Below are 10596 nucleotides of genomic sequence, written 5' to 3'. Positions count from 1 at the left end.
GACAAGATCAGCAAAGCTCAAGGCTTCCAGCCGATGAAACTGCTCTCCATGATTTTTACCTGGTGGAACGGCCAGACGCTCAACACCTGGGTTCACACTTTGTTGCACGGCAAACTCGTCGGCAAAGACGAGTTCGGCAACACCTACTACCGCACGGCGAAGGTTGATCCCGCGCTAGGCTTTGAGCGGCGCTGGGTAATCTACGCAGGCGTGAGCGAGGGGTCGATGACGCCGCCCGGCTGGTATGGCTGGCTGCACCACACCGTAGATATTCCGCCGACTGAGGAAAACTATACCCGGCGGCCATGGCAATTGCCGCATCTGCCCAATTTGACGGGCACGCCGGAAGCTTGGCGGCCGCCGGGCTCCACTTTGCGCGCCAATGCGCGGCCGAGGGCGACCGGCGATTACGACGCCTGGACGCCGGAAGGCTGAAAGTTTGGTTTTGGCCATAAACCGTTCCTTAAGACCTTCTAGGCTCCGGCAGCCGGGATCGACGGCTTGGCGCATCGCCAGCGAGTCGCGCGCGGCCTTGGCTAGGGGGCTGGGCGTTGCCTCCATGATCGCGAATTTGGCCTTGATTCCGCTGCGGCGCTTCTCGTTTCCGCGGCGGTTGTCCGCGCGCTCGATTCTCTCCGCCGGCGTCCTCGTTTGTTCGAGCCTCGCCGCCCTGCAAAGCGCCCATGCCGACAAGATCAAGCATCCGATCGCGGTGTTTTCCGGACTGGACAAAATCACCGGGCGAATCATCTCGTTCGAAGTGGCGATGGACGAGACCGTTCAGTTCGGGACGCTGCAAATCACCGAGCGGGCTTGTTATACCCGCCCGGCCACCGAGGCCCCGCAGACGACGACCTTCGTCGAGGTCGACGAGGTCGATGCGCAGAATGATTACAAGCGGATTTTTTCCGGCTGGATGTTCGCCTCGAGTCCAGGTCTGCATGCAATCGAGCATCCGGTTTATGATATCTGGCTGACCGATTGCAAAGGCGGCGGCGAGACAATCGCAAATCCCGATGTGACCGCGACCGAGCCCACCCCTCCGCCGCCGGAAAACGCCAAGCCTTTGCCGGCTAAGCCTCCGTCGAAGCCGCGCCGCGTGCAACCGCAGGCTCCGCAGCCGCCGTCCGATGATTTTGGCGAGGAGCCCTCGCCGCAAAATAACGCGCCGATTGAGGTCGGGCCGCCCCCAGGCTTCAACGGGCCGAGAACGCGCGGGCCCGCCGCTGACCCATCAGATCCCGTTCCTCCCGGCCTCGTTCCAGATGGACGCCGCGCGCCATCGCAGCGTTACGCCCCCGCTTCTCCGCCAGCGGACGGCGGATTCTAGCCAGAGAATCCGAAGCCGCCTTCAGCCCGCGATCCGCTGACGGGCAGCTAGCGCTGCGATCCCTGCAACATTGCATGGAAGCTCGCGGCGCCCGTCTCGCCGTCCCCCGCGTTTGCGCTCGGGCAGATGAGCGAGACCTCAGCGCGAACCTTACCTAAAATTCATGCCGCCGACATCGCGAGGTAAGCTCGGCTCCCCCATGTTCATAATCACCTGCTCGGTTCAACCGCCGCAGCCAAACAAGAAATTTTCGCAATGGAGAATTCAATCAATGGCGATTTCCTTGCTTCCCCGACCTGAACAGACAGGGGTTCCGCAACCCGCGCCTCGGCGGCATATTCGTGCAGCGCTGCTCGGAGCCGTAGCGACCGTCGCCTTGACCGGCGCGCTTGCCAATAGTTTCATTTCGCCGCAACCGGCGATAGCACAGTCCTCGCAGGCTCCGGCTGTATCGCCGGTGTCATTTGCTGATGTCGTCGATCATGTGCGCGACGCAGTGGTCTCGGTCAAGGTGAAGATCACCGAGACGGCCGACGCAGGCGATAGCGATGAAGAGGAAGGCCCGCATTTCGCTCCGGGCGATCCGCTCGAGCGCTTTTTCAAGCGGTTCGGCGAACAGGGCGGCGCGCAGCAGTTCGGTCATCAAGGCAAGCCGCACTCATCCCAGGCGCAGGGTTCGGGGTTCATCATTTCCTCTGATGGCTATGTCGTGACCAATAATCACGTCGTCGAGAACGCAACCGACGTCGCCTTGACCACGGATGAAGGCAAAACGCTGCATGCGACTGTCGTCGGCACCGACAAGAAGACCGACCTCGCTCTGCTGAAAATCAAAGAGTCCGGCTCCTATCCGCACGTCAATTTCTCCAACGCCGTTCCTCGCGTCGGCGATTGGGTCATCGCCGTCGGCAATCCCTTCGGCTTGGGCGGAACGGTGACGGCTGGCATTGTCTCGGCGCGCGGCCGCGACATCGGCGCCGGCCCTTACGACGACTTCCTACAGATCGACGCGCCGGTTAACCGCGGCAACTCGGGCGGCCCGACCTTCAATACGCAGGGCGATGTCGTCGGCGTCAACACCGCGATCTTCTCGCCGTCCGGCGGCAGCGTTGGCATCGGCTTCGCCATTCCGTCGGAAACGGCGCAGACGATCATCGCCACGCTCAAGGATAAGGGCGCAGTGGCGCGCGGCTGGATCGGCGTTCAGATTCAGCCTGTGACCGACGAAATTGCCGACAGCCTCGGCCTGAAATCGAACAAGGGCGCTCTCGTCGCAGAAGCTCAGCCGAATTCTCCCGCGCTGGCTGCCGGCATCAAATCCGGCGATGTGATCCTTGGCGTTGACGGCGAGCGGATCGACGGACCGCGCGACCTCGCCAAAAAGGTTGCGGCGCTCGGACCGGGCAAGAAAGCCGATCTGATGTATTGGCATGATGGGTCGGAGAAAACCGTCTCCGTGAAGCTTGGCTCGTTGCCGGATGACAAGCAGGCCTCGCTCAAGCCGAACGCCGCCACGGCGAATGCCGCGCTGACCGGTCTTGGCCTGAAACTCGCCCCCGCATCCTCAGTTCAGGGCGCAGGCAGCGAAGGCGTGGTGGTCTCCGATATCGACCCGGACGGCGTAGCCGCTCAGAAGGGTCTGCGCGTCGGCGACGTCATCCTTGAGGCTGGCGGACACTCTGTCAGCTCACCTGCGGACATCTCGTCCGTGCTGACCGACGCCAAGAAGGATGGCCGCAAGGCCGTGCTGCTTCGCGTCAAAGGCAGCGAAGGCACGCGCTTCGTCGCTATCGCCCCGAATCCAGCTTCCTAAGCCTCGACCGAAGAGGCTTGCGAGCCGCCGCCAGGTAGCCCCCCGCCGCGGCGCCGGCTCCAGGATACGACAGGCCGGGAGGAGACTCCCGGCCTGCTGCTTTTCCGGGGAATCGGTATTATGTCATTCATGCGCATTCTTATTGTCGAAGATGATTCGGAAGCGGCCAATTACATGGCCAAGGCATTTCGCGAGGCCGGACACGTCGCTGACCACGTCGGCGACGGGCTTGAGGGGTACGCTCGAGCGCGCGAGGAAGGCTACGACGTCCTCGTCATCGATCGCATGTTGCCGAAGTTGGACGGGCTTTCGCTCATCGGCGGCCTTCGCGCGCAGAAAATCGAGACCCCGGCGCTGATTCTCTCGGCGCTTGGGCAGGTTGATGACCGCGTTAAAGGCCTGCGCGCTGGAGGCGACGACTATCTCGCCAAACCTTACGCATTTTCTGAGCTTCTCGCCCGCGTCGAGGTTCTTGCAAGGCGCAAGCGGCCGGGGACCGGCGAGGAAACATTCTATCGCATCAATGGCCTCGAGCTAGACCGTCTGGCCCATAAGCTCACCCGCGACGGCAAGGAAATCCAGTTGCAGCCGCGCGAATTCCGCCTGCTGGAATATTTGATGAAACATGCGGGGCAGGTGGTGACGCGAACCATGCTCCTTGAAAACGTCTGGGACTACCACTTCGATCCGCAAACCAATGTCATCGACGTTCACATTTCGCGGCTACGCAGCAAGATCGACAAAGGCTTCGATCCGCCGCTTCTGCAGACCATAAGGGGCGCGGGATACATGATCCGTGACGGCTCTCGCTAAGCTTTTCCGCACGACAGTTTTCAAGGTATCGCTCGCCTATTTGGTGATTTCGGCGATCGGCGCGGGCATGGTTCTCAGCAGCGTCGGCGACAATGTGAAAATGCTGATCGACCAGCAGATCGGGCAGACGGTCGACGCCGACATCGCCGGACTATCCGAACAATATTCGCAAGGCGGCATCCGCCATCTTGTCCAGAGCATCAAAAACCGCGCTCAACGGCCGGGCGCCGATCTCTATCTTCTCACCACTCCCGCGGGCGAGCCGATCGCCGGCAATATCGCCAATTTGCCGGAAGGCGTCCTGAATCATCCGGGCCTTGTCGAGACCACATATCAGCCTGCAGGCGACGCGGCTGCGAAAGACCGCCGGGCGTTAGCTCGCATTTTCGCCTTGCCGGGCGGCTTTCGCCTTGTCGTCGGACACGATCTTGAGGAAGGCGAAAGCTTGCGCCAGATTCTCGGCGGCGCCCTGCTCAAGTCGCTGTTCTGGCTTGTGGTAATCGGAACCCTCGGCGGACTCTGGGTCGCGCAGCGCGTGCTGAAGCGGGTCGACGCCATTAACGCCAACGCCCGCACGATCGTCGCCGGCGATCTGTCCGGCCGCTTGCCCCTGGCCGGAACCGGCGACGAACTCGACCGTCTCGTGCAAAACCTCAACGCCATGCTGGAGCGCATCTCCGAACTCATGGCGGGACTGAAGCAGGTTTCCGACAATATAGCGCATGATCTCAAGACGCCGCTGACGCGCCTTCGCGGCCGCGCGGAGCAGGCGCTGCAATTCGCCAAGACGCCGGAGGAATATCGCTGCGCGCTCGAAAAAGTCATCGAGGAATCCGACCGGCTGATCCAGATTTTCGACGCCCTCCTCAACATTGCAAGAGCGGAGGCTGGGGCAGGCCGCGAGGGCATGACCGATTTCGACGCCGGCTCGGTCACGCGCGACGTTGGAGAACTCTACGAGCCGGCGGCGGAGGAGCGCGGGTTTAGTCTCAACATCAATGTCGAGCCTGACCTGATCATTCATGGCAGCCGCGAGCTTGTCGGTCAGGCGCTCTCCAATCTCGTCGACAACGCTTTGAAATATGGCGGCGAGGCGGACGAGCAGAAGCCGCAGCCTGCCACGGGCGACTCTAAGATTTGGGGAAAAAGCGTGGATTTATCGGCGCGGCGGTGCGGACCCGCGATCGAGATCATGGTCGCCGATCATGGTCCGGGGATTCCCGTCGAAGATCGCGCGCGTGTGCTCGACCGGTTCGTGCGGCTTGAAAACTCGCGCTCGCGTCCCGGCTCCGGTCTTGGCCTATCGCTTGCCGCGGCGGTGGCGCATTTGCATAATGGCGACTTGCGGATTGAGGATAATGCGCCCGGCCTTCGCGTCGTCCTTAAACTCCCGGCGACGCCCCTGTCCCGCGAGATGGCGCAAATCGATGCGGCGCAACCGGTGGCGCATGAAAAAGAGAGAGCCGATTAACGAGCTCGGCGGAGCAAACCTGCCGCTTTACCGGCGTCTCCGCGATGCGCCTCGCCTCGCCGACGCTCATCGAGCGGAATCGCGCCTCGCTGATTTTCTCGGATCGCCGGACGCTTTGGGCCTGAAGGAGCTTGTTGAGGAGCCCGGCGTAGAACCTCTCCTCGCGGCTCTCGCCGATCATTCGCCATTCCTCTGGCGCCTCGCCGCCGCCGATCCGGCTCGCCTCGCGCTATGTCTCGCCAGCCCTCCGCAGGCGCGGCTCGATGATTGCCTCGCAACTTTGGACGCGACCTGCGATCAGTCGGTGGATGAGGCCGTCATCATGCGCGCGCTGCGGTTGGCGCGACAGGAGACCGCTTTGCTCATAGCGCTCGCCGATCTTGGCGGCGTTTTCGATGTTGTCGAAACAACCGCAGCCCTGTCGCGCGCCGCCGATGGCTTTATCCGCGCAGCCATGCGTTTCCTGCTGCGCGAGGCTCAGCGCGCCGGGAGGCTGAAGCTTGCAGATCTCGAAAAGCCCGAGACAGACTCTGGCGTCGTCATTCTCGCGCTCGGCAAACTCGGAGCCTTCGAGCTCAATTATTCGAGCGATGTCGATCTCGCTGTGTTCTTTGATCCGGATAGCGCCGCGATTACAGGCGTCATGGACCCCGCTACCTTATTTGTCCGTCTGACCCAACGTCTGGTGAAGCTGCTGCAGGAACGCACGGGCGACGGCTATGTCCTGCGCGTCGATTTGCGATTGCGGCCCGATCCAGGTTCAACGGCTGTCGCGGTCGCGCTTCCCGCCGCCTATGCCTATTACGAGATTCTGGGGCAGAACTGGGAGCGAGCCGCCTACATCAAAGCGCGTCCCGTCGCGGGCGATCGCGCGCTTGGCGTCGTGTTTCTGGAAACTCTCACGCCCTTCATCTGGCGCAAATATTTCGATTACGCCGCCATCGCCGACATTCATGCGATGAAGCGCCAGATCCATGCCGTGCGCGGACATGCCGAGATTACGGTCGCCGGCCACGACGTCAAACTCGGTCGCGGTGGCATCCGCGAGATCGAGTTCTTCGTACAGACCCAGCAATTGATCTTTGGCGGCAAAAGGCCAAACCTCCGCGGCTCCCGCACTCTAGATATGCTGGACGAACTCGGCCGCGACGGATGGGTGACTGAGCAGGCGGTGAAGGATCTTGGCGCCGCTTATGTGTTCTTGCGCGAGATCGAGCACCGGTTGCAGATGATCGCGGACGAGCAGACGCAACGCTTGCCGCAAGACCCCGAAGCGCTGCAGCGTTTCTCCCGCTTTTGCGGCTTTGCCCGGCAAAAAGATTTTGAGGCTGAACTCATCGCTCACATGAGCCGCGTATCGCATCACTACGCGCGGCTGTTCGAGCATTCGCCCGCGCTCGACGCCGCCACGGGAAGTCTCGTTTTCACCGGCGTCGGCGACGATCCCGAAACGCTGGAGACGTTGTCTCGGCTCGGTTTCAAGCAGGCCTCGGTCGCCGCGGAGACGATCCGCGGCTGGCATTTCGGGCGCCGACCGGCGGTGCGCACCGCGCACGCGCGCGAAGTCCTGACTGAATTGGTGCCCGGCCTGCTTCAGGCTTTCGCCAGCTCCGGCGATCCCGACACGGCGCTGGCGGGATTCGATAGGGCATTGGCTCGCATGCCGGGAGCGGTCGAGCTCTTCTCTCTGCTGAAATCCAATCCTCAGATGTGCGAGCTGTTCGCCGATATTTTGGGCGGCGCCCCCCGGCTTGCGCGCATGGTGATCACGCATCCGCATCTTCTCGACGCGACGATTGACCCGCGCATTCTCAAGACTGCGGTAGATGAGGCGGGATTTAAGGAACGCGCCGACCGGATTTTACAAAAATCAACGGGAACCGAGGAGTTCCTCGACGCGATACGCGATTTCGCCAAGGAAGAGCTTTTTCCGATTGGCTTGAAGCTCTTGTCGGGAACGATCCGTCCGGCCGAGGCGGCGCACGCCTATTCCGCGCTGGCGTCGAGCATCGTCGAGGCGGCGCTCGCCTTCGTCGAGCGCGTCTTTGCTGAAGAGCATGGGCGCGTCCCCGGCGGTCGCTGCATCGTCCTTGCGCTTGGCAAGCTCGGCTCGCGCGAAATGACGGCGGCCTCCGATCTCGATCTGATCCTCATTTATAGCTTTGATCGCGAACATCCCGACTCTGACGGCCCGCGCTCCCTTCACGCCGTGCAATATTACACGCGCATCGCACAGCGCCTCGTCTCGGCCTTGACGGTCGCTACAAAGCGCGGGTCGCTGTATGACGTTGATCTGCGGCTGCGTCCATCCGGAGGCAAAGGCCCGGTCGCAACGCAGCTCGATAGCTTCATCGATTATCAAAATAATGAGGCCGAGACCTGGGAGCATCTGGCCTTGACGCGGGCGCGGGTCATCGCCGGCGACGCGGAGCTTGCCGCGCGGACCAGCCAAGCCATCCGCACCCTGTTGATGCGCAAGCGCCCCAATAAAGCCCTGTCGCGCGCAGTCTGCGAAATGCGCGATCTTATCGCCAACGTCAAAGGGGACAAGGACCCTTGGGATCTGAAGCTTGCGGCGGGGGGGCTGATATGCATCGAGTTCCTGGCGCAATATCTTCTGCTGCGTCGCGCCCATGCGCATCCCGCGCTGATCAGCGTTTCGACATTCACGGTCATCGAGACCGCCGCCGAGCTCGGCCTGATCGCCGCCGACGATGCGCGCGTGCTTTTGGACGCGCATCGCCTGATGACCGATGTGACGCAGATGCTGCGCCTAACCTTGGACCCTGGCGGCAATCCGCGCGAGGCCAGCGAGGCCGTCCAGCGACGCCTCGCCAATGCTGCGGAATTGCCGAGCGTCAGCGCGCTGGAAAGCGATCTCAACGAAATGCGCCAAAAGGTGCGCGCGATTTTCCGTCGTGTTCTAACCCCGGACTGAGGCGCGCAATTTTTGCGGCGGCGGCGAGGCCCGGCGCGGCGCGGCCGTCGCCAGCAAAAGCTTCTGTCGCGGCGCATCGCGCGATTGCGGCAGATGTACAAGGACGATCGTTCCGGTCCCGACGGTCGAGCGGATGCGCATCGAGCCGCCATGAAGATCGACCAGCGATCGCGCGATCGCGAGACCTAGCCCCGAGCCTTTCATGCCATTGTCGAGCGCTCCGTCCAATTGTTCGAACGGCCGACCGAGCCGCGCGAGCGGCTCCGAAGCGATGCCCATTCCGGTATCTTCGACATAGACGTTGAGAGCGCCCTGCACGATGCGCGTGCGCACGCTGACGCGTCCCTGCTCCGGCGTAAATTTGACTGCGTTGCGAAGCAGAATCGTGAGGATTTTCTGCAAAGCGTCGCGATCGCCATGGATCCGCTTGCCGGGCAGGGCTTCGGCGACGAGAGTGATTTCCTTCTTTCTGGCGATGGTCTCGATCGCCGCGACCGCGCCGCTGACCGCGGAGTCGATTTCGAAGTCGCTCTTTTGCAGCCGCACCCGGCCGGCTTCGAGACGCGACATGTCGAGAACATCGGAAATCACGCCAAGCAGATATTCGCCGCTCTGTTTAATGTCGCTGGAGTAATCGACATATTTTTTCGATCCGAGCGGGCCGAAGGTCTCCTGCTGCATCACCTCGGAGAAGCCTATGATGGCGTTGAGCGGCGTGCGCAACTCGTGGCTCATATTGGCGAGGAATTCGGACTTCGCCCGGTTCGCCGTCTCGGCCTCGGCCTTTTGCTCGAGATATCTTTCGGCGAGGTCGGCAAGTTGCTGCGCTTGCAATTCAAGAGTCTGGCGCGATTTGCGCAGGTCCGCCACGGTCGCCATCAGGCGACGCTCGCTGTCCATCAATTGTTCTTCATGACGCTTCAAGGTGGTGATGTCGGTGCCAACTGAAACATAGCCGCCGTCCTTGGTGCGCCGTTCGTTGATCTGCAGCCAGCGTCCATCGGCGAGGCGCGCCTCATAAGTGCGCGCTCCGGCCTGCGGGCGCTCGCCAAGCGTCGTTTGCGCTTGTATCAGCGGCGGAGTTCCTTTCTCCATCACCTGCACATAGGGCGTTCCCGCGCTGACCGCTTCGCTCGTCAGATTGTGGAATTTCTGGAACTTGGAATTGCACATGACGAGCTGGTTGTCGGCGTCCCAAAGAACAAAGGCCTCCGACACGGATTCGATTGCGTCACGCAGGCGCATGTCGGCGGTCGCGGTGCGCTCGGCGAGCGCCTTCTGTTCGGTGATGTCGACGGCGATGCCGACGAGATGAGGCGCAACGCCGGGCCGATCCCGCACAAGCTCGGCGCGCGCTCGCAACCAGATCCACTCGCCTTTGACATTCTGCATGCGGAAAGCGTGATCGACGGAATCGGCCTTTGAAGCCGTTAGCATTTCGGCGATCGCCGCGAGGTCGCCATCTTGCGGATGAACCAGCGCATTGATGTCGCCGAAGGAAAGGAATTGCCCCATCGGCGACATGCCGAGGATTTCATACATGGAATCCGACCAGTAGATTCTTCCGCGCGCGAGATCCCAGTCCCAAAGTCCGCATCGCCCTCGGCTCAATGCCGTGTCGATGCGATCGCGAACCCGCTTGCAAATGCGGTCCGCATCGCGCGCGCGGGAGGCCTGCCAAAAATAGGCGAGCGCTAGCGCAACCAGAACGAGGATTGTGCAGATGCTAAGGACAGCGGTGCGAAACGCAGTGGCGCGCCATTCGGCCAGAACCGAGGCCATCGGATAGATAAGGGCGATCTGGCCGAGGGGAGGGGCCAGAGTGCGCACTGTCGCCAGAGCGTCCGTGCCGTCCGCGAGGTTAATGCGCAGGACGCCGGCTTTTTCGGCGAAAATCGTCAGAGGTTGGGCGGATCCAAGATAGTCGGCAAGAGCGCCGCTGGCGCCGAGGGCGGCTGGAGCCGTCGCGATGATATCGCCAGCAAGATTAGTCGCCAGCGCCTGCTGTCCGCGAGCCAAGGCGCGAGAGGGGACAGCCAAAGCCAGAGCTGCGTCGAGATCGCGCGACGCAGCTTGTTTCAAAGCGGCTGGGAGATCGTCGGCGACTACCGCCGCGACGAGCTCAAGGTCGGACAGTGCGTCAGAGAGCGCATGATCATAGGAGTCGCGCGCCATGACCGTAATCATCGCAATTAGCGCGCTAATAAACAACGCAACCATTGCGGGAACGC

The 10596-nt window shown here is 62.2% G+C and carries 7 protein-coding genes; 6 read left to right on the top strand and 1 reads right to left on the bottom strand.

All coding sequences use genetic code 11. The annotated features are described in order from the left end of the window. Window positions 1-33: 33 nt before the first annotated feature. The 6 genes from WDN46_19785 to WDN46_19760 all read left to right on the top strand — a co-directional run bounded on the left by WDN46_19785 (window position 34) and on the right by WDN46_19760 (window position 8365). A complete protein-coding gene (locus tag WDN46_19785) occupies window positions 34-435 on the top strand; it encodes an NADH:ubiquinone oxidoreductase subunit NDUFA12 (GenBank protein MEJ0095557.1) in 402 nt (133 codons plus the stop codon). 124 nt (window positions 436-559) lie between these two features. Further along, window positions 560-1330, top strand: a complete 771-nt coding sequence (locus tag WDN46_19780; protein MEJ0095556.1) for a DUF2155 domain-containing protein — start codon at window positions 560-562, stop codon at window positions 1328-1330. Window positions 1331-1601: 271 nt separating this feature from the next. Beyond that, on the top strand, window positions 1602-3143 hold the full coding sequence (locus WDN46_19775) for a Do family serine endopeptidase (protein ID MEJ0095555.1): 1542 nt from the start codon (window positions 1602-1604) through the stop codon (window positions 3141-3143). Window positions 3144-3272: 129 nt separating this feature from the next. Further along, entirely contained in the window at window positions 3273-3956 is a 684-nt protein-coding gene (locus WDN46_19770; GenBank protein ID MEJ0095554.1) for a response regulator transcription factor, read from the top strand. Continuing rightward, window positions 3940-5427, top strand: coding sequence for an ATP-binding protein (locus WDN46_19765; GenBank protein MEJ0095553.1), 1488 nt, complete (start codon window positions 3940-3942; stop codon window positions 5425-5427). The genes WDN46_19770 and WDN46_19765 overlap by 17 nt, the downstream gene beginning before the upstream one ends. After that, complete coding sequence (locus WDN46_19760) at window positions 5405-8365, top strand: bifunctional [glutamine synthetase] adenylyltransferase/[glutamine synthetase]-adenylyl-L-tyrosine phosphorylase (protein MEJ0095552.1); 2961 nt, start codon at window positions 5405-5407, stop codon at window positions 8363-8365. The genes WDN46_19765 and WDN46_19760 overlap by 23 nt, the downstream gene beginning before the upstream one ends. Here the strand turns inward: WDN46_19760 and WDN46_19755 are convergent. After that, window positions 8351-10585, bottom strand: coding sequence for an ATP-binding protein (locus WDN46_19755; GenBank protein ID MEJ0095551.1), 2235 nt, complete (start codon window positions 10583-10585; stop codon window positions 8351-8353). The genes WDN46_19760 and WDN46_19755 overlap by 15 nt on opposite strands. Window positions 10586-10596: the final 11 nt, after the last annotated feature.

Source organism: Methylocella sp., from assembly GCA_037200525.1.
Classification (GTDB): Bacteria; Pseudomonadota; Alphaproteobacteria; order Rhizobiales; family Beijerinckiaceae; genus Methylocapsa.
Note: the sequence above shows the minus strand (reverse complement) of the source record. Positions and strands in the feature narration are given on the sequence as shown.